18 protein-coding genes are annotated in these 18,262 nt (G+C 64.2%); 7 read left to right on the top strand and 11 right to left on the bottom strand.

What is annotated here, in order from left to right:
• Positions 1 to 63: 63 nt before the first annotated feature.
• Positions 64 to 1,134, bottom strand: coding sequence for an NAD(P)H-dependent flavin oxidoreductase (locus ACU8YE_RS20895; RefSeq protein WP_446929497.1), 1,071 nt, complete (start codon positions 1,132 to 1,134; stop codon positions 64 to 66).
• 148 nt (positions 1,135 to 1,282) lie between these two features.
• On the opposite strand from ACU8YE_RS20895, the gene ACU8YE_RS20890 reads away from it, so the two are divergent.
• Together ACU8YE_RS20890 and ACU8YE_RS20885 are read left to right on the top strand one after the other, a co-directional pair.
• On the top strand, positions 1,283 to 1,864 hold the full coding sequence (locus tag ACU8YE_RS20890; RefSeq protein WP_316869092.1) for a CGNR zinc finger domain-containing protein: 582 nt from the start codon (positions 1,283 to 1,285) through the stop codon (positions 1,862 to 1,864).
• 116 nt (positions 1,865 to 1,980) lie between these two features.
• The gene (locus tag ACU8YE_RS20885; RefSeq protein ID WP_446929496.1) at positions 1,981 to 2,754 is read left to right on the top strand and encodes an SDR family NAD(P)-dependent oxidoreductase; all 774 of its coding nucleotides are present in this window, start codon (positions 1,981 to 1,983) and stop codon (positions 2,752 to 2,754) included.
• A 328-nt stretch (positions 2,755 to 3,082) separates the two neighbouring features.
• On the opposite strand, the gene ACU8YE_RS20880 is transcribed toward ACU8YE_RS20885, so the two are convergent.
• The 5 genes from ACU8YE_RS20880 to ACU8YE_RS20860 form a co-directional block, all read right to left on the bottom strand.
• Positions 3,083 to 4,519 carry a M20/M25/M40 family metallo-hydrolase gene (locus tag ACU8YE_RS20880; RefSeq protein ID WP_446929495.1) on the bottom strand — a complete coding sequence of 479 codons (1,437 nt, stop codon included), beginning with the start codon at positions 4,517 to 4,519 and terminating at the stop codon, positions 3,083 to 3,085.
• 191 nt (positions 4,520 to 4,710) lie between these two features.
• A complete protein-coding gene (locus tag ACU8YE_RS20875; protein WP_446929494.1) occupies positions 4,711 to 6,258 on the bottom strand; it encodes a methyl-accepting chemotaxis protein in 1,548 nt (515 codons plus the stop codon).
• A gap of 176 nt (positions 6,259 to 6,434) precedes the next feature.
• Positions 6,435 to 6,941 carry a GNAT family N-acetyltransferase gene (locus tag ACU8YE_RS20870; RefSeq protein ID WP_446929493.1) on the bottom strand — a complete coding sequence of 169 codons (507 nt, stop codon included), beginning with the start codon at positions 6,939 to 6,941 and terminating at the stop codon, positions 6,435 to 6,437.
• Between the two features lie 2 nt (positions 6,942 to 6,943).
• Positions 6,944 to 8,350 (bottom strand): alkaline phosphatase family protein, encoded by a 1,407-nt coding sequence (locus tag ACU8YE_RS20865; RefSeq protein ID WP_446929492.1) that lies wholly within the window; start codon positions 8,348 to 8,350, stop codon positions 6,944 to 6,946.
• Between the two features lie 104 nt (positions 8,351 to 8,454).
• On the bottom strand, positions 8,455 to 9,714 hold the full coding sequence (locus ACU8YE_RS20860) for an MFS transporter (RefSeq protein WP_446929491.1): 1,260 nt from the start codon (positions 9,712 to 9,714) through the stop codon (positions 8,455 to 8,457).
• Positions 9,715 to 9,803: 89 nt separating this feature from the next.
• Between ACU8YE_RS20860 and ACU8YE_RS20855 the strand changes: the two genes are divergently transcribed.
• The 3 genes from ACU8YE_RS20855 to ACU8YE_RS20845 are packed head-to-tail and all read left to right on the top strand — an operon-like array spanning position 9,804 to position 12,389.
• Positions 9,804 to 10,796, top strand: coding sequence for a GlxA family transcriptional regulator (locus ACU8YE_RS20855; RefSeq protein WP_446929490.1), 993 nt, complete (start codon positions 9,804 to 9,806; stop codon positions 10,794 to 10,796).
• A 34-nt stretch (positions 10,797 to 10,830) separates the two neighbouring features.
• Complete coding sequence (locus tag ACU8YE_RS20850; RefSeq protein ID WP_446929489.1) at positions 10,831 to 11,496, top strand: glutathione S-transferase; 666 nt, start codon at positions 10,831 to 10,833, stop codon at positions 11,494 to 11,496.
• A 32-nt stretch (positions 11,497 to 11,528) separates the two neighbouring features.
• Entirely contained in the window at positions 11,529 to 12,389 is an 861-nt protein-coding gene (locus ACU8YE_RS20845) for a class I SAM-dependent methyltransferase (protein WP_232038979.1), read from the top strand.
• A gap of 12 nt (positions 12,390 to 12,401) precedes the next feature.
• Here the strand turns inward: ACU8YE_RS20845 and ACU8YE_RS20840 are convergent, their stop codons facing one another.
• The 5 genes from ACU8YE_RS20840 to ACU8YE_RS20820 all read right to left on the bottom strand — a co-directional run bounded on the left by ACU8YE_RS20840 (position 12,402) and on the right by ACU8YE_RS20820 (position 16,903).
• Entirely contained in the window at positions 12,402 to 12,734 is a 333-nt protein-coding gene (locus ACU8YE_RS20840) for a hypothetical protein (RefSeq protein ID WP_147217811.1), read from the bottom strand.
• A 119-nt stretch (positions 12,735 to 12,853) separates the two neighbouring features.
• Positions 12,854 to 13,219 (bottom strand): response regulator, encoded by a 366-nt coding sequence (locus tag ACU8YE_RS20835; protein WP_440077802.1) that lies wholly within the window; start codon positions 13,217 to 13,219, stop codon positions 12,854 to 12,856.
• Between the two features lie 29 nt (positions 13,220 to 13,248).
• Positions 13,249 to 13,782 carry a hypothetical protein gene (locus ACU8YE_RS20830; RefSeq protein WP_446929488.1) on the bottom strand — a complete coding sequence of 178 codons (534 nt, stop codon included), beginning with the start codon at positions 13,780 to 13,782 and terminating at the stop codon, positions 13,249 to 13,251.
• An 11-nt stretch (positions 13,783 to 13,793) separates the two neighbouring features.
• On the bottom strand, positions 13,794 to 14,510 hold the full coding sequence (locus ACU8YE_RS20825) for a methyl-accepting chemotaxis protein (protein ID WP_446929487.1): 717 nt from the start codon (positions 14,508 to 14,510) through the stop codon (positions 13,794 to 13,796).
• Positions 14,510 to 16,903, bottom strand: a complete 2,394-nt coding sequence (locus ACU8YE_RS20820) for an ATP-binding protein (RefSeq protein WP_446929486.1) — start codon at positions 16,901 to 16,903, stop codon at positions 14,510 to 14,512. Before ACU8YE_RS20820 ends, ACU8YE_RS20825 begins: the two co-directional genes overlap by 1 nt.
• 459 nt (positions 16,904 to 17,362) lie before the next feature.
• Here ACU8YE_RS20820 and ACU8YE_RS20815 point away from each other — a divergent pair, with 459 nt between their 5' ends.
• The gene (locus tag ACU8YE_RS20815) at positions 17,363 to 17,758 is read left to right on the top strand and encodes a DUF1801 domain-containing protein (RefSeq protein WP_260803425.1); all 396 of its coding nucleotides are present in this window, start codon (positions 17,363 to 17,365) and stop codon (positions 17,756 to 17,758) included.
• A gap of 77 nt (positions 17,759 to 17,835) precedes the next feature.
• Positions 17,836 to 18,165 (top strand): DUF2322 family protein, encoded by a 330-nt coding sequence (locus tag ACU8YE_RS20810; RefSeq protein WP_116575053.1) that lies wholly within the window; start codon positions 17,836 to 17,838, stop codon positions 18,163 to 18,165.
• Positions 18,166 to 18,262 lie beyond the last annotated feature (97 nt).

The raw sequence follows: 18,262 nt of genomic DNA, 5'->3' as shown, positions 1-18,262 counted from the left end.
ATGCGAAACAAAACGGGCACGCCGTCTGGCGTGCCCGCGCGGGAAACGATGCAGCAGGAAAACTCAGGTGAGCCGCTCGAGCGCCTGGGCGGCAATGCGCCGCGTGATGGTTTCGGCCGACGCTTCCGTGGCCAGCCGGCTGGCCTGGCCTGACCACAGGTTGATGAAATCACCCGAGCCAGTCGGCTCCGTCTTGGCGCGCAGCGGCGCCAACGCGCCGCCGGCTGTCGGAAAGGCCGGTGCAAACGCGCTCATGGGGCCGATCTCGCGCATCAGCCGGTTGACGATGCCGCGCGCCGGTCGGCCGGTGAACAGGTTGGTGAGCGCGGTGTCGGCATCGGTTGCTTGCTTGAGCGCTGCGCGATGAATGGCCGAGGTCTTGGCCTCCGGCGACAACATGTAGGCCGTGCCGATCTGCACCGCCGATGCCCCCAACGCCAACGCCGCCACCACACCGCGCGCATCGCCGATGCCGCCCGCTGCAATGATCGGCACCTTCACCGCATCGGCCACCTGGGGCACTAGCGCGAAGGTGCCCACCTGCGATTCGATCGTCTTGGCGAGGAACATGCCGCGATGGCCGCCCGCCTCGTTCCCCATGGCGATGATCGCGTCGACCCCGCGTGCTTCCAGCCACCGCGCCTCTTCCACCGTGGTGGCGGCGGAGATGACTTTCGCCCCCGCGGCCTTCACGCGGGCCTGCAATTCCGGCGCCGGCAGGCCGAAATGGAAGCTCACCACCTCCGGCTTCAGTTCCTCCACCAGCGCGCAGGTCGCTTCGTCGAACGGGGCGCGGTTGACGGCCGGCGCTTGCGCGTTCAAATCGATACCGAACTCGGCGTAGTACGGGGCCAGATGGGCACGCCATTTGGCATCGCGCTCGGGGTCCGGGCGCGGCGGCGTGTGGCAGAAGAAATTCAAGTTGATGGGGCCGCGCACGGCCGCCCGAAACTGCTCGACCTGCTGGCGGATCTGCTCGACATTCAGCATCGCGCACGGCAACGAGCCGAGGCCACCGCCGCGCGCCACGGCAATCGCCAGCTCCACGCCGGCCACCCCCGCCATCGGCCCCAGCACGATGGGCACCTCGATATTGAACAACTCCAGCACGCGTGCATCGGGCCATGCGCTCATGATCGTCTCCGGCAAGTTACTTGGATGACACATGGTAATGCGGCGGACTTTTCACTGGATTGATCCATTGAAACGCATGCGCAACAAGTAACTGGAATACCAACTTAAATTGGTTACAATTCGATCACCTATCTTTCTGAAAATCGCCATGCCCGCACCTGCAGCTGCCGCCGATGCCCCCCTGCTGATCGCCGACGATCCGGTGCTGGACATGCTCAACACCGTCGCCAACGTCAACGGCGAGCCGCACGATTTCTGGCAGAACGACGCCGATGTCTCCGATTGGCTGGTGCGCGCCGGCTGGCTTGCGGAGCCCGTGGCAGGCCGCTATCCGCCTGGCGTGCTGCTGGCGGTGGCGCGGCACCTGCGCGAAGTGATTCGCACATTGGTGGAGGCGCGCAAGTCGGGCCGTGCTGCCAGCGCCGATGCGCTCAATGTGTTCCTGCGGCAAGCGCCCAGCCATCCCGTATTGGTCTGGGAAAACGGCACCCCGCGCGTCGAACGCCTGCGCCCCACCGATTCGGTCGAGCAATGTCTGGCGCCGCTGGCTGAGGCCGCCGCACACCTGCTCGCCGAAGGCGATTTCCAGCTCGTGCGCGTGTGCGAACACCCCGAATGCACGCTGTGGTTTTACGACCGCACCAAGTCGCACAAGCGTCGCTGGTGCAGCATGGCTCTCTGCGGCAACCGGCATAAGGTGGCGGAGTACCGCAAACGCCAGCAGGGCTGATCGGCCTTCCGTCGTTCCAATGCTGGAACGCCGCGTCGCGGCCAAACGGGCTGCGCGCACGTCTGCTGGTTCGTAACCTGTTCTCCCGAAACATCGCACCCAATCAGGAGAACAGCATGTCCGCAACGCAAGCCACCCCATCCACGATCACGCAACGCCTCGCAGGCCGCACCGCCATCGTCACCGGCGGCTCGCGCGGCATCGGCGCCGCCGTGGCGCATCGGCTGGCCGCCGACGGCGCGCGCGTGGCCGTGGTCTATCGCAGCAATGCCGCAGAAGCCGACGCGGTGGTCAACACCATCCGCAGCACCGGCGCGCAAGCCATTGCCGTGCAAGCCGATGTGAGCGATGCCGTGTCCGTTGACGCGATGGTGAGCACCGTGCGCGAGGCCTTCGGCGCCATCGACATCCTCGTCAACAACGCCGGCATCCTGGAAAACCAGCCGGTGGGCCGCATCGATCTCGCATCGTTCGACGCGCAGTTCCGCACCAATGCCTTCTCCACGATTCTCGTGACGCAAGCGGTGCTGCCGCATGTGCCGGCACGCGGGGGGCATATCGTGAACGTGTCTTCCAGCCTCGCGTACCGGCCCCGCGCAGGGCTGGCAGTGTATGCGGCAAGCAAGGCCGCCGTCAGCGCCCTCACCCACGCGTTTGCGGTGGAACTGGGCGCGCGCAACATCACGGTCAACGCCGTGGCACCCGCGCTCACGCGCACCGACATGACCGCGCCGATCCCCGATGAAGTCAAGGCGCGCATGCGCGAATCGACACCGATGGGCCGGCTGGCAGAGCCGGACGACATCGCCGACGCCATCGCCTTCCTGGCCTCCGACGACGCCCGCTGGATTACCGGCCGCACGCTGATGACCGACGGCGGCTTCATCTGAGAGGAAACCGCCTAAAAACCGCGTGCCGCGCCGCCAACCCAGGTACACGGACGGTGTGGCAGTACCCTGCCCTATGCGGCGCCTTGAATTTTTGTGAGCGGGCGGAAAAAGGAAGGAGGCTGTCTGAGCGCAGCGAGTTTGCCTCCTTCCCCGCACGGTCACGGAAATTCAAGGAAGGGGTCGCCGCATCGGGCGCGCCTTTCTTTGCTTACCTTTCTTTGGCAAGACAAAGAAAGTAAGTCGGCCCCGCCAGGGGCCGAAACCCAACAAAAAAACCAGCACCAACAAGCCGCGCCCGATGACAAACACGAGCGCAGCGCCCAACAATTTACTCAGCCAACTGCTTCACAAGCCGATAAAGAAACTCCCGCCCGTCATACAACCGCGCAATCTCGATACGCTCATCCAGGCCATGCGTGCGCAGGTCTGCCGGCTCGGTAAACAACCCCGACACGCCATACATCGGAATACCGGCATTGCGCATGAACCGGCTGTCGGTCGCGCCCGTGCTCATCGCCGGAATCACCGGCACATTCCACATCTGCTGCGTCAGCGCCTCCACCGTCTTCACCAGGTCGCCATTGAGCGGCGACGCGGGGCTCGCCAGCGGCTTGTTGACGTAGCGCACGCTGATCTTCTCGTTGCCGATCACCTGCTTCAACTGGCGATCGATATCGGCCGGATCATCGTGCGGCAGGATGCGGCAATTGACGGTGGCCTTGGCCGATTGCGGCAGCGCATTTTCGGCATGGCCAGCGTTGACCATGGTAGCCACGCACGTCGTGCGCAACTGCGCGTTGTAGAACGGAATGGCCGCGAGCCGGTCGATGGCGGCCTGGTCCGGCTTGCCGGTGCCGACCGACCGCATGTCGTCGGCCAGTTGCCCCGTGGCCAGCGGTGCGCTGCGCGCGAAGTAAGTTTGCGTCACGTCGGCCAGCTTGACGGGAAACTGATACGCGCCCAGCCGGTCCAGCGCGGCTGACAACGCATAGATCGGGTTCGTCTTCGTCGGCACCGAACTGTGGCCGCCCACGTCGCGCACTTCCAGCTCGTACGTCGTGTACATCTTCTCGGCCACCTGAATGCGGTGGAGCACCGGCTTGCCGTTGCGCAACTCGCCACCGCCACCTTCGTTGATGCCGAACTCGGCCTTCACCAGCTCAGGCTTGTTGTTGACGATCCAGTACGCGCCGTTGGTCGGCACATCGCCGCGTTCCTCGTCGGTGGTCAACGCCAGGATGATGTCGCGCGACGGCTTGAAGCCTTCCTGTTTGAGTTGACCCAGCACGGACACGAAGGCCGAGGCCATCGCCTTGTCGTCAATCGCACCGCGCGCGGTGAAGTAGCCATCCGTCTCCTGCAGCTTGAAGGGGTCGGTCTTCCAGTCTTCACGCTTGGCTTCCACCACGTCAATGTGGGCAAGCAGCAGCATCGGCTTCTTGGCGCCGGTGCCCTTGAAGCGCAGCACCAGGTTGCCCTTTTTCGGAAAGGGCTCCAGCACCTGCATGTCGGCTGCGGCAAAGCCCGCGTCGCGCAGGCGCTTTTCCATTGCATGCGCGGCCTTGGTCGTATCACCCGCCGAATGCGTCGTGTTGATCTCGACCAGCTCCTTATAGATGTCGTGGTAGCGCTGCTGCTCGGGCGTGAGCGTGGTGGGCGCGGGCTTGCTGGCGGGGATGGTCTGGGCGAATGCGCCGGCGCTGTATGCCAACACAGCTGCAGGCACCAAGACGCGAACGGGAACACGACGACACTGGAAACGCATGACACCTCCGGATAATCGTTATGTGAACCGGCTCATGGCTCGTAGCGAGTGGCTCGGGGGGCGTGGCAGGACCATGAGCGGCTTCTGGGTGCACCGCATAAAACAAAGCGGGGCCGACCCGAAGGCCGACCCCGCAGTGTAGCGCCGCGGCAGCCATTTCGCTGCCACGGCAACCCATCAGGAAACGTGGTTTACATCGCCACGCGGAACACCGCCACAGCGCGGCGCAGTTCGTCCGCTTGTTCCTCCAGCGCCTGCGCAGCGGCAGCCGCTTCTTCCACCAGCGCGGCGTTCTGCTGCGTCACGTCGTCCATCTGCGTGACGGCTTCGTTGATCTGCTCGATGCCGGTACTTTGCTCAGCCGAGCCCGCGCTGATCTCGCCCATGATGTCCGTCACGCGCTTCACGGCCACAACGATCTCTTCCATCGTCTTGCCCGCACGCGCCACCAGCGTCGAACCAGATTCCACGCGCGTCGCGGAGTCTTCGATCAACGATTTGATTTCCTTGGCGGCACCCGCGCTGCGCTGTGCCAGCGTGCGCACTTCACCGGCCACCACGGCGAAGCCGCGGCCCTGTTCACCGGCACGCGCCGCTTCCACCGCGGCGTTGAGCGCCAGGATGTTGGTCTGGAACGCAATGCCTTCGATGACAGCGATGATGTCGGTGATCTTGCGCGACGATTCGCTGATTTCGCCCATCGTGGTCACCACGTCTTGCACCACGGCACCGCCCTGCACGGCAATGTCGGAGGCGGTCACAGCCAGCGTGCTCGCCTGACGGGCGTTGTCGGCGTTCTGCTTCACGATGCTCGTCAGCTCTTCCATGCTCGATGCGGTTTCCTCCAGCGAGCTGGCCTGCTCTTCCGTGCGTTGCGACAGATTGGTGTTGCCCGCGGCGATCTGCTGCGTGGCGGACGCAATCGACTCGCTGCCGCGACGCACCGTCACCACGGTCTCCTTCAGCTTGGCTTGCATCTGCTGCAGGCCTTCCATCAGCAGGCCCATCTCATCACGCGAGTGGATGCGCACGTCGGTGGTCAGGTTGCCGCCCGAAATTTCATGGAAGTGCACGAGCATCTCTGCGAGCGGGCGAGAGATCGCGCGCGACAGCACCAGGTAGCAGGCGGCAGCCAGCGCAATACCCACGGCAATCACGATGATGAACGCCCAAACCAGACCGTCGAAGAACGACTGCGCCTTGCTGTAAGCCGACGCGGCAATCTCTGCTTGAATGGCGTTCAGGCGATCGGCCTTGATGGCGTAAGGCACGAACAGTTCGTACAGCTTGTCGAGCACCAACGGACGCGCGGCTGCGTAGTCGTGACGGTCAAACGCTGCCAGAGCCGGCTTCAAACCCTCGTTGAAGAACGCGTCGCGCAGGCGCTTGGCCTCGCCAGCGGTCTGCTCTTCTTCAGGCGTGGCGAACGGCAGCGCGTTGTAGGCATTCCAGCCATCGTCGCTGGCCTTGACCTGCTCGCGGGCGGCCTTCACCAAGTCTGCGATCTTGGCGTCGTCCGTTTCATAGACGGCACGATCCAGCGCCGTACGGACCTGCACCAGCCTCGAAATGGCCTGACCCAGTGCGCGCGTGGAGGCGAGCTGATTCGAATAGGTTTCCTTCAGCGCCTTGTTGGAGCGCATGTTGCCGTACAGCCCCAGCGCGCCGACGCCCGCAAGGAATACAGCCAGAACAAACAGGACCAGCGCCAGCCGAGCCTTGATGGAGAGCGTCTTCATATCTGCCGTGGATTGCGAAGGACAAAACGTCGCGACTGCCCGTGGGGGCGCCGACGTAAGCCAAAGTAACGACAGATAGTCCGTAATCTTTAATCAAGATCTAATGGTTTGTACTGAATATACGGCGCGTAACCACACGTAGTTAAACGCGCTTCACACGCTGCACGTCCATGCGTTCAACGTGTGAAACACGCGGCCTGAGTTCGCACCATCAGCGCGTTATCGAGCAGGACACCGCGCACCGTGACGCGTTGGCGTGCAAGCACTCCAAACCCGTTGCGAGCAAAGAAGGGTTCTGCGCTCAAACTCACATGCGCCTGCACGCTCGGCACGCCGCGCTGCGCTGCCAACTCGAGGATGTGACTCATGAGCTGTTGCCCGACACCTCTTCGCGCGTGCACGGCCGATACGAAGAAGTGATCGATATAGCCGTTGGTCTGCAAATCGGCATAGGCCACGGGCTGCCCGTTGCGTTCCGCCACGAAGGGCTGGATGCGGCGGATGCGCTCATTCCATTGTGCGACGTCGTAGTGGGTCGGGGCCCACGCTTCGCACTGCTGCGGCGTGTATTGCCCGGCGGCCAGACCGTGCACGGCGGAATGGAAGACCGCATGCAGCAGGGGCTCGTCACCGGGTCTGAAGGCGCGGATGACAACGGGCGATTGTTCAAGCGGTGCGTTCATGATCATTGCCCCGCGTACGGCAAATCCATCGACGCAAGCACATCCTTGATGTGCTGCGCGGCCTGCTGGGCATTCTGCGCTGCGGGCACAGGCGGCTGTTGATCGGTCGACAGGTTGCGCACATGGTCATCAATGCTGATGCCGGTGCCCAGCGGCGCGAGCATCGCCGCCGATTCGTGCATGGCCCACTGGAAGTCATTGAGCGGCGCGTTGCGGGCGGCCTGCAGACCGGCTGGGTTCGCCGCCATGGCGCGGGCGGCGACTGGGTCGCGGTTGTCATCTGGCGCACTCAATTCCAAGACCTGCCCCAGGTCGGGTGCGCTGGCATCGCGCGCAGTGAGCGGCGTCCGGATGTTGTAGCGCATGCGCAGCGTCTTGATGATGGCGGTGTGATCGTACGGCTGCGCCACGGTCGAGCAGAAGATCGTGCCCTTGGGAATCCATGGCGACACCACCACCGCCGGCACGCGCACACCCAACCGGTCGAATGCGAAGAGCTGCCCGGGCTGCGGCGGGCTCGGCGGCACCACGGCAGGCGGCGGCACGTGGTCGAAACAGCCGCCGTGCTCGTCGAAGGTGATGATGAGCATCGTCTGGTGCCACTGCGGCGAACTGCGCAGCGCGTTGTACACCTGCGCGACGAGCGCGTCGCCGTAGCCGACGTCATGCGGCGGGTGCATATCGTTGGGCCAGTCGAGATCGGCAAAGTAGCGCGGCTCGATAAAGCTGTACGAGGGCAGCTTGCCGCTGGACGCATCGTCGAGAAAATCGTCGAACAGGTGGAAGTGGTCCAGATGCAGCCACAGCCGCGTGAGCGTGAGCGATTGCGCGAAGTCGTGGTAATAGACGGCCCAGTCGTTGGGCGCCACGCCGTCGAGCACATTGAACAGCGTCGGCATCAAGTACGGAAAGTGCACCGGCGAGTTGTTCGGATAACCGTGCGCGGTGCCGGTGTGCACAAAAAACCGGTTGGGCCACGTCTGGCACGGCGCCGAGGCAAACCACGCATCGCACACGGCGTAATTGCGCGCCAGCGTGCTGAGCGCGGGCACTTGGTCCGGCGTGAAGAAATGCATGATGTCGCGCGGGTCGCCACCGTTCTTGGCGTAGTTGGTGGTGAAGCCCTGCATGGTGGGCGTCTGCCCCAGCGGCATCTGCTGGCCGAAGAGCTGCTGGTTGATGTCAGTGAAAAGTTCGCCCGGGTCGGGATTGGGCAGCGTCATCACGTTGGCCGGCGCGGGCGTCGTCCACACGCGGATGGGCTGGCCGCCGCCGTCGGGGTTGGTTTCTTCGCCCGACAGGCCGTCGAACTCCGCGCTCTTTGAATACAGCGTGCCGAACAGGTTGTCGAACGACCGGTTCTCCAACATCAGCACGACCACGTGCTCGATTGCGCCCAAGCCTGCCATGGTGGCCCCCTCGTTTCGTTGCGTTGCTTCGTTTTACGGAGCCGCACCGGGCGGCGCCTGCGGCTCACTATAGGAAGAAACAAGGGGATTGGCGTTGCGTGCGGCTACGGACGGGCCGCCGGCAGCACACGCCACGCAATCAGCGCGCTGCCTGCCGCCACGAGCCACACCACCGGCCATGACGACCAGGCCAGCACCTGCGGCAAACACAGCGATGTCAGCCCCAGCGCCGCAAACGCGCCCGTGTTGCCCAAACCCAGCGCCGTGCCGGCACGCTGCGCACCGGCCAGCGTCGCCAGCTCGGTGTAGCCCACGCCATGCCACGCCGATACGCAGATGCCGCCGGCCACCACGGCCGCCACCAGCGCCACGCGCATGATCGACAGATCGATCGACAGCGCCGACGTCATCCATGCCACGCCGGCCAGCACGACGAACAGCGCAACGCTCAACCGTGCACACGCGAGCAGATAAGCGCGGCGATTGCCGTGACGGTCGGTCCAGCGGCCGCTCCACACGCGCATGACGGCCGCCCCGCCCTGCACCGCTGCCATGGTCAGGCTGAGCGTGAGCACATTGGCGTGTGCAAAGTCGCGCAGGAACACCGTGGCGAAGGCCACCACCGCGCCTTGCGGCACGCACAGCAGCCCAATGGCCAGGGCCATGCGCAACAGCGTCGGATCGCGCAGCGGCCCCGTGCTGCCAGGCGCTACGGTTTGTGCTGCCCCATTCACCGTGGCCGGCGCGTCATGCACCCACAGCCACGTGAGCGCCGCAGTCAACGCACACGCCGCCGCCAGCACGCCATACACGGCCGCAAACCCGGCGTGCGCGGCCAGGCTCGGCAGCACCAGGGCACCAACGCCGCCGCCCAGCGGTACGGCGGTCTGGCGGATGCTCATGGCCAATCCGCGCTCGCCTTCGCGAAACCAGCCCATGACCGCGCGGCCGCTCGAACCGTTCACGCTACCGCCCAGGAGGCCGACGCTCAACATGCCGCCGACCAGCCACGCGAGCGGCGGCACATTGCCATGCAGCGGCACCACGCAACATGCCATCACGAACAGGGCCAGCGCGGTCAGCCCAAGCCCCGTCAGCAGCACCGTGCGATCGCCCCAGCGGTCTGTCAGCAAGCCCCACGGCAATTCGCTGATGGCGATGCCCAGCCCCAGCGCGCCCAGCGTCACGCCCAGCTCCGCATTGCCAAGGTGATACGCCGAGCGGATGAACACGGCCGTCGTCGGGATGCCCGAGAACGCCGCCGAAAAACTCGCATTGGCCGCCACACCCACGCCCAGCACCTTCCAGCGGTGATGGCGCGACAGGGGCATCGAAGTGGCCGGCAGGCCCATCGCGGTTGTCATGATCGTCTCTCCAGAAATGCGTTTGACAGCAGCAGTCTGGCGGAGCAACATCAGGCCTAAATGACGTTAATCCCTCATTTCAAGACATCATGCGCAGAATCGGCTTTTTGGTGTTTCCGGGCTGCAGCCTGCTCGATTTCACCGGCCCGCTGACGGCCTTTGACGTGGCGAACCGCCTGGCACCCCAGCCGGCGTACCGGATCGACGTGCTGTCCGAAGGCGGCACGCTGGTCCAGAGCGCGCCGGGCCTCGTCATGCAGACGCAGGGCCTGGACGATCCGGCCTTCGATACGTTGATCATCTCGGGCGGCAATGGCCCGCGTGAGGATGCGTTCTCGCCCCGGCTGATCGCCTTCGTGCGGGAAGCGGCGCAGCACTCGCGACGCATGACGAGCGTGTGTTCCGGCGCGTTTGCGCTGGCGGCGGCAGGCCTGCTTGATGGCCGCCGCGCCACCACGCATTGGCGCATGGCGGCGCTGCTGCAGCGGCGGTATCCGCGCGTGCAGGTGCAGAGCGACCACATCTTCATCCACGACGGGCCGGTGTGGACGTCGGCCGGCATCTCGTCAGGCATCGATCTGGCGCTGGCGCTCATCGAGGAAGACCTGGGCATCGACGTGTCGCGCGCCGTGGCTCGCGAACTGGTGGTCTATCACCGACGGCCCGGCGGGCAATCGCAGTTCTCGACCTTGCTGGAGCTGGACCCGGCATCGAGCCGCATCGCGCGTGCGCTGGGCTATGCGCGCGAGCACCTGCACGAAGCGCTGGACGTCGACCGCCTGGCCGAAGTCGCGCACCTGAGCCGCCGCCAGTTTGACCGCGCCTTTGTGGCCGAGACGGGCCAGACGCCCGCCAAGGCCATCGAAAAACTCCGTGCCGAAATCGCCCGGCCACGCGTGGAAGCCGGTGATGAATCGCTGGAACAAGTCGCGCGCGCCGTGGGCTTTGCTGACCCCGAACGCATGCGGCGCGCGTTCATCCGCGTGTTCGGGCAGCCGCCGCAATCGGTGCGGCGCTCGGGCCGATCCGGGCACACACGCCTGGTGGTCCAGCCCGCCGCGCCCGTGAATCCGCTACCCTGACGCGCCTGAAATCCGTAGCCCCGCATTCGTACCAATGTCCGACACTCCAGCCTTGCCCCTGCTCTACAGCTATCGCCGCTGCCCCTATGCCATGCGCGCGCGCCTGGCGATGCTGCAGGCCCATCGCCGCTTCCAGACGTTTGAGATCGTCATGCGCGACAAGCCGGCCGAACTGTTGGCGCTGTCACCAAAGGGCACCGTTCCCGTCTTGCGTTTGTCAGACGGCGGCGTGCTGGAAGAGAGCCTCGACATCATGCGCTGGGCATTTGAAGCTCGCGACCCGGAAGGCTGGTGGCGCCGCGCGCAATCCGACGACAACCTCGCCCTGCTGCGCGCCAACGATGGCGAGTTCAAACGCCAGCTCGATCGCTACAAATACCCCGACCGCTATCCGCAAGAGACCACGCCGCGTGAGACAGCCCGTGCCCGGGCAACAGAAACCCTGCTGATACCGCTGGAATCACGCTTGCTGGATCAACGCTATCTTGGCGGCTCGACGCCGTGCGCGACGGACTTGGCGATCTTCCCGTTCGTGCGGCAGTTTGCAGCGGTGGAGCCGGACTGGTTTGCCGGCCAGCCGCTGCCCGCTGTGCAGGCCTGGCTTGCCGAGTGGCTCTCCAGCCGCTTGTTCGAGGTCTGCATGACGAAGCAGCCCGTGCAGGCCGTTGCCGTGTTTCCCGAGTATCAGCATCCCAATTGACTGGCTGGTCTACCGATGGAGGCGTGTGTGCAATGAACGAACCACAGACAGCATCCCCCGACAGCACCGCGGCGCGCGTCGCGTTGTGGCGCGCCTTGCATGTGCACAGCGATGCACCGCCGCACGTGCTGGAAGACGAAGTGGGCCTCAAGCTGCTCGACCCCCAACCCGACTGGCAACAACGCGGAGACATGGACCCGCAGTTCACGCGTCCGTTTCGTGCGTCCATTGTGGCCCGCGCACGCTTTATCGAAGACCTCGTCATCGAACAAGCGGGCCGTGGCTTGAGCCAGTATGTGATTCTCGGGGCGGGGCTCGACAGCTTTGCGCAACGCCGGCCTGATGTGGCATCGCGCATGACGGTGTTTGAAGTCGATCAGCCCAGCCCGCAAGCCTGGAAGCGCCAGCGTCTGGAAGCGGTGGGCTTCGGCATTCCGCATTGGTTGCGCTTCGTGCCGGTGGATTTCGAGGCGCGCGAATCCTGGCAGGATGCGCTGGTCGCGGCCGGGTTTGATGTGAGCCAACCGGCCATCGTGGTGTCCACGGGCGTGAGCATGTATCTGTCGAAAGAAGCGAATGCGGCCACGCTACGGCAGGTGGCGTCACTTGCACCGGGCTCGATGCTGGCGATGACGTTCCTGCTGCCGCTGGAGATGGCGGACCCGGACGTCCGGCCCGGCCTTGAGATGGCGGAGAAAGGTGCACGCGCGAGCGGCACCCCGTTCATCAGCTTCTTCACGCCGCCCGACATGCTTGCACTCGCCCGCGAAAACGGCTTTCGCGATGCCCGGCACATCTCGGCAGACATGTTGACGGAGCGCTATTTCGCTGGCCGCACTGATGGGCTGCGCCCGCCCCGCAATGCCGAAGAGCTGCTGGTGGCGACGGTCTAGCCGCGCGCCCGCCTAACGCTCGCGCAGCGGCCCGGGCAGTGCCTTCAGGCCAATCCACAACACACCGATGACCACGTTGACGGGTACGCTCAACGCGCTGGGCACGTAGAACAGTACCGACAGGCCCGGCGTGTTGAGCCCCAGTTCCAACACGCCGCCCAGTGCGTAGCAAAGCAACCCGCACCAGAGCCAGCGGCGCATATAAGCGAGCAACCAGTGCGCATGCGCCTGGTTGAAACGCCACGCGGCAGACCGTTCGAACAGGTTGCCGCGGCTGGCATCCTTGAACAGCCAGCCGAAGAAGAAGTAGCGGTACAGCAGCGTGCGAAAGGCGAGCTCTTGCATGATGGCTCCCTCGGTCAAACCAGCCTTCAAGCGAGCAAGTTTGGCTCCAAAATCGCGCGGGCGCCATGCCCTGCGGCGCAGGGTTGATCATGGCGCACCCGGCTGCGCTGCTTCGTCTTTCAGCCTGCCAGCTTCTTGAAGGTTTCAAGCACTGCGTCGCCCTTGAACGGTTTGACGATCCAGCCCTTGACCCCAGCGGCCTTGCCGCGGTCTTTCATGGCAGGGCTGCTTTCGGTGGTGAGCATGATGACGTTGACCGTCTTGTTGCCCAGCTCGCCGCGCACCTTTTCGACCATGGTCAGGCCGTCCATGTTGGGCATGTTCACATCGCTGATGACGAGTCTGACGCCGGGGTTGGCCTTGATCTTCGCCAGGCCGTCCTTGCCGTCCACCGCGGTGTCAACCGCCAGGCCGTGCTTCTTCAAAAAGCCGGCCACCTCATCGCGGACGGTGCTCGAATCGTCGACAACCAGAATCTTGCTCATAGCGCTTTCCTCGTTCTCAATCTTTCCAATCAAAACAATTCCAACTCGCCGCCCGATTCCACTTCGTCGCGCACATCGGCCACGAAATCCAGCGGGGCGTGGGTACACACACACACGGCGGCGCTCACGCGCACGGTGTCGTTGATGGTGACCGTGTAGGCGGCCACGTAGCCCGGCTTGAGCACGTCCAGATACGGCAGGCAGCGCGCGCTCACCACATAGGGCGTGGACATGCCAAGGTCGGGAAACACCTGCAGCAGCTCCTGGTTGAGCGCGCCGCAGCACAGGTTGCCGATTTCCAGACGCGCTTCTTCAAACGATCGCCCCGTACCTTCACCAGTGAAGTAGGCGCGCGTGGCGTCGGACTCATCAAAGCGCAGCACCAGCAGCAAGCGGAAGGCGATGGACGAGATGGTGAGGATCAAGGCCTCCTCACCGCTGATGGTGTCGCCCTCGGCCTCGATGCTGATGTGGCAGGTGTCTTCCGGCTGCCGCGCAAGCCGCGTACGGGCGGCCTTGCGGAAGATGCGATCGAAACTCTCTTGTGCGTTGCTGCGGATCACGTCAGGCCTGCCTAATGAAGCTGGTGTTGAAACTGGCTCGCCAGCGCCTCAACGCTCGACAGCGACGCGGTGATCATCTTGCCGCCCGCCTGGATGTCCTGGAACGTGGCGGTGGTGGTCAGGTCGTTCAGGTGCAGGCTGTTGCGATAGCTTTTCGACAGTTCTTCCGAGCGTGCTGCCAGCGCGCGCACCTCGCTGGCCACCACGGCAAAACCCCGGCCCGCCGTGCCCGCACGCGCCGCCTCGATGGACGCATTGAGCGAGACGATCACCACATGCCTCACGATGGACTGCAGCTCCTGGTTCTTCGCATGCATGTCGTGGTTCTGCTCCATGAGCGAAATCATCTGCTCATGCCAGCGCTCGAACGTCAGTGCCAGGCCGCGCAGGCGTGCGGCTTCTTCGGCAATCTGTCTGGCGCGGCTCGCCCACTGTTCCTTGGCTGCCGTGGCCGACTGCAACTCGGTCCGCAGTTGCTCGATCACTTCCAGTTGGTCGGCAGCGGCATCGCGCATCTGGGCGACAGTGGTTTCCATTGCGGCCACTTCGCGCATGCCCGTATCCACCAGCGCAGCGTGCTTCGCCAGATCAGCCGACAGATCGGCGATGCGGCCATCGGCATCGCCCAAGGTGCTCGCCATCGCATTCACCTTCCCTTGCCGGATCAGCCACACCAGAACACCGGCCACCAAGCCGCCCGTGATGACGGCCAGAACAATCGTCCCCATCACGATGCTTCCTTATCCAAGTCCATACGCACTGCCCGTTGCGCGCCGAGCGCGGCGTTCACGCTGTCGACCGCAAGACGTTCGGGCAGGCACACCACCGTCTGGAACTGGCGAAACGCAGCACCCTTGTTGTCGTCGGTAAAGCGCAGTTCGATGCGGCCATGCTCACGCTTGAGGAACTCCTGCACGGCATCCATGCCGACGCCGCGTCCGGACACTGCCGTCACCTTGTCGGCAGTCGAGAAGCCGGGGCGGAAAATGCACTGCGCGATGTCTTCGTCACTGGCGGGTTGGCCGGCGCCGATCCAGCCGCGCTCCGCCGCGATGCTGCGGATGCGGTCGAGCGCCAGGCCTCGGCCGTCGTCGCACAGCGTGATCTGCAGCATGCCCTGATCAACACCGACTTCAATGTCGATGGTGCCTGCCGCCGGTTTGCCGTGCGCGATGCGCTCAGCAGCGGGTTCAATGCCGTGGTCGATTGAATTGCGCAGCAGGTGCATGAACACGTTCTGCAGGAGGCCGCGGGCCTCCGTGCGCACGCGGTAGCCGTTGTCGTCGATGCGCACGGCAACGGGCTCCTTGCCCAGTTCCTGCGCCAGCGACGGCAGCGATTGCAATGCGCCGGACAACAGCGCGTCCACCGTCTCGCTGCCCAGCAGGCGCAGCTGCTCATAAATGGAATCACGCATCGCAACCAGTTCGTCCAGGTTGCCTGGGTTGACCCTCTCTAGCAGGCGCAGGCTTTCCTGAATGCCTGCCATCACATCAGGGGCGGCCTGCATGGTATTGCCCGATACCCCGTCACCTTTGTGGCCCTTGCGGCCAAGCTTCACCTCGTTGATGCGGGCGTAGTTCTCGATGGCCTCGCGCACGCGCGTCAGCTCTTCCATCAGCCAGTCCTGGTCCCACGTGTGCTCGCTGTCGGGCTCGCGCAGCGCGTGGTAGGTCTGCTCGGTCTCGTGCACCACGTTGGTCAAATGCTGCAGGTTGTACGTGCGCGCATTGCCCTTGATGGTGTGCATGTTGCGGAACAGCGCCGCAATGGCCGCGCTGTCCGCCTGCGAATACTGGCGGATGATCCGCTCGTTCTCGTGCACAAAGGTCGTGGAGCTGTCGATGAAGTGCTGGAACTTCTCCTGGCTCACCGCCAGGATCTCGCCGATCATCTCCAGGTTGCGGCGCTGCTCGCTGGCCTCGGCCGCCAGCTTGCGCAGCTCGGTCACATCGCGCACGCACAGCATCAGGCGCAGGATCGTGTCGCTCTCGTCGGTAATGGCCGACCACGACAGGTCGAGCGTCTTCACGCGCCCATCCGGCATGCGCTTTTCCACCTCGCTCGCAAGCAGATGCTGGTTGAACGCGAAGTTGATGATGTCCTGCCCCAGGCATGCATCGACCGCCGCATCCACCTGCGACAGCGCATCGGCGCCCAGGCTGGTATCGGCAAAGATCAGCTCCATGAACTTGCGGCCTGCAATCTCCTGCGTCTCAAAGATCGATTCGAGGTAGACCGAATATTCCTCGTGCACCACGCCGCCATCGACCACGGTCAGGATGCCCTGCTGCATGTTCTGCAGCATCGCCTGGATGTCGGCCGTCTTCTGTTTGAGCAGCGCGGCGTTCTCCTGGATCTTCTCGATCATCTGGTTGAACGCGACGACCGAGTGGCCAATCTCGTCCATGCGGCCCACCGGCACACGGCGCGTAAAGTCCTGGCTGGTGGCGATCTCGCTCATCTCGACCTGCATACGCGTGAGCGGGCGCGTGATCTGGCGATACAGCAGCATGCCGATGGCCGTGAGCAGCACGATGGCCACGCCGCTCACCACGCCAATGGTGGTGGCTGTGCTCGCAAGCTTGCCGTTCAGGCCGGCAATGGCTTCGTCCTTCTCGCGGTTCTTCTCGATGCGCAGCGTCTCGACAATCTTTTCCAGCACGTCGCGGTAGCTGGCGACGTTGGCAAACAGGAAAGCCTGCGCCAGTTCATCCTTGCCCGCCAGCTTCATGTCGGTGGTCTGCTGGATGGCCTCGACGTAGCTGTCGATGGTCTCCTTGGCCTGCGCGACCAGGCCTTTCTGTGCTTGGCTGTTGGCGCGCTTGGCCTGTACATCCAATGCAGTGCGCAGCGCCGCTTCCTTGGCCTTCAGGTCGTCTCGGGCCTGTGCAACGATGTTGCCGTCAGGCGCATACACCAGCACCATCGTCGCCAGTTGCACGTCCTTCACGAGCGACACGAGGTCCGCCGACGCCAGCGCACTCGGCACCACGCCCTCCGTCACCTGGCGGACCTCCGCAGCGCTGCCGCGGGTCTGGTAGACCGCGTATCCGCCGATGGCCGCCAATGCGGCAAACATCAGCACCACGAGCAATGTAATGCGATGACGAATGGTCATTTGAAATTCTCTCGATTCAGGCACCCCCTGAAAGAAGGGGTGCTTCAATATGTTTTCCTGAACACCGGAGGCGCAATTATTGAAGCCGAAAGATGACCAATCGATGACCGTCGCATCAACCATCCGGGCATTGCGGTATTGAATTTTCGTGCGCAGGCATTGCGCCGCATACCCGCTCGGCACTTGGGTTTCCGGCGAAATCGTTTGGCTCCCCCACTCAAGTAGGGGAATTGCACGAAAGCGCTAAAGTTATTTTTCTTGTCGCCGTTAACTCAGCGCCGTCTTGTTTTCTCTTTTATTTCGCGCATTATTTTTCGCCTTGATTCCAATAGCAGAAAAAAGGCGTTTCTCATTTTCCCGGCGCAACCTGATGGCGTATCTCGCCCACCGTTGCCAAGTGGCTACCGGCCCATGTTCCTGCCAGAATGTTCTGCTTGGGCCCACCACGGAGGTAGACACATGAAGAAGAGCACGCAGGACACCGCAGCACCCGCGTCCGAGCTGATCGACGCGCGCATTGCTGAGCTGGACGACTGGCGCGGCGACATGCTCGCCCGCCTGCGCGCCATCGTCCGGGCGGCCGACCCCGACGTAGTGGAGGAATGGAAATGGAGCGTGCCCGTGTGGTCGCACCATGGCCTGATCTGCACCGGCGAGGCCTACAAGCAGACCGTGAAGATGACGTTTGCCAAGGGCGCCTCTGTGCCCGACCCAGCGGGCCTGTTCAATTCCAGCCTGGACGGCAACACGCGCCGCGCCATCGATTTCCGCGAGGGCGACAAGGTGAACGAGAAAGCGCTGAAGGCGCTTATCCAGGCGGCCATTGCCGTGAACAAGGCTGGCGCCAAACGCTGAAGAACGCACAAGCTCGCGCGGGCAGGGCCGGAGCCGTTAACATACGGCCCGCCTGATCAACCAACGGAGCAACCGCAGTGATTCAACCGACCAGCGTATTCAAGGACAACCTCGCCCAACTGCCTGCCATTGACGGCATCGAGCGCATCGATCTGGTCGATGGCCAGGGCGCCGTGGTGGCCGACATCGAAAACAAGCCCGGCAAGCAAGGTTCGGTGGCGGTGTATCACTACCTGCAGCAGACGTTCGGCCAGCTCGACGCCACGGCCGCCGAGCACGGCCTGGCCGTGTTTGCCGAGCACACCATCGACGCACGCAACCGCCCCGGCGCCCATCCGAATGTAGACCGCCTGTTGGCCATCGCGGCAGGTGAGCCGGCACTGCGCATCAACGTCGTCAAGGCCTGATGACGCCTCGCTGATGCGCGCCGCAAGTAGCGAGTGAACCACCTGTTCTCTCGCTGCACTGCACACACCGGCATCAGGAAAACTGTGCACGGCGCAC

The sequence above is a fragment of the Ralstonia sp. VS2407 genome (genome assembly GCF_052950655.1).
The sequence above is the reverse complement of the archived record's forward strand: the minus strand, read 5'-3'. Positions and strand labels throughout refer to the sequence as shown.

What these genes read in the sequence shown, in the direction of transcription:
- ACU8YE_RS20825 (WP_446929487.1), bottom strand. Translation starts at nt 14,510, where the DNA reads ATGGGGACGATTGTTCTGGCCGTCATCACGGGCGGCTTGGTGGCCGGT.
- ACU8YE_RS20870 (WP_446929493.1), bottom strand. Translation starts at nt 6,941, where the DNA reads ATGAACGCACCGCTTGAACAATCGCCCGTTGTCATCCGCGCCTTCAGA.
- ACU8YE_RS20890 (WP_316869092.1), top strand. Translation starts at nt 1,283, where the DNA reads ATGCCCGCACCTGCAGCTGCCGCCGATGCCCCCCTGCTGATCGCCGAC.
- ACU8YE_RS20855 (WP_446929490.1), top strand. Translation starts at nt 9,804, where the DNA reads ATGCGCAGAATCGGCTTTTTGGTGTTTCCGGGCTGCAGCCTGCTCGAT.
- ACU8YE_RS20835 (WP_440077802.1), bottom strand. Translation starts at nt 13,219, where the DNA reads ATGAGCAAGATTCTGGTTGTCGACGATTCGAGCACCGTCCGCGATGAG.
- ACU8YE_RS20865 (WP_446929492.1), bottom strand. Translation starts at nt 8,350, where the DNA reads ATGGCAGGCTTGGGCGCAATCGAGCACGTGGTCGTGCTGATGTTGGAG.
- ACU8YE_RS20895 (WP_446929497.1), bottom strand. Translation starts at nt 1,134, where the DNA reads ATGAGCGCATGGCCCGATGCACGCGTGCTGGAGTTGTTCAATATCGAG.
- ACU8YE_RS20880 (WP_446929495.1), bottom strand. Translation starts at nt 4,519, where the DNA reads ATGCGTTTCCAGTGTCGTCGTGTTCCCGTTCGCGTCTTGGTGCCTGCA.
- ACU8YE_RS20820 (WP_446929486.1), bottom strand. Translation starts at nt 16,903, where the DNA reads ATGACCATTCGTCATCGCATTACATTGCTCGTGGTGCTGATGTTTGCC.
- ACU8YE_RS20850 (WP_446929489.1), top strand. Translation starts at nt 10,831, where the DNA reads ATGTCCGACACTCCAGCCTTGCCCCTGCTCTACAGCTATCGCCGCTGC.
- ACU8YE_RS20840 (WP_147217811.1), bottom strand. Translation starts at nt 12,734, where the DNA reads ATGCAAGAGCTCGCCTTTCGCACGCTGCTGTACCGCTACTTCTTCTTC.
- ACU8YE_RS20875 (WP_446929494.1), bottom strand. Translation starts at nt 6,258, where the DNA reads ATGAAGACGCTCTCCATCAAGGCTCGGCTGGCGCTGGTCCTGTTTGTT.
- ACU8YE_RS20815 (WP_260803425.1), top strand. Translation starts at nt 17,363, where the DNA reads ATGAAGAAGAGCACGCAGGACACCGCAGCACCCGCGTCCGAGCTGATC.
- ACU8YE_RS20845 (WP_232038979.1), top strand. Translation starts at nt 11,529, where the DNA reads ATGAACGAACCACAGACAGCATCCCCCGACAGCACCGCGGCGCGCGTC.
- ACU8YE_RS20885 (WP_446929496.1), top strand. Translation starts at nt 1,981, where the DNA reads ATGTCCGCAACGCAAGCCACCCCATCCACGATCACGCAACGCCTCGCA.
- ACU8YE_RS20860 (WP_446929491.1), bottom strand. Translation starts at nt 9,714, where the DNA reads ATGACAACCGCGATGGGCCTGCCGGCCACTTCGATGCCCCTGTCGCGC.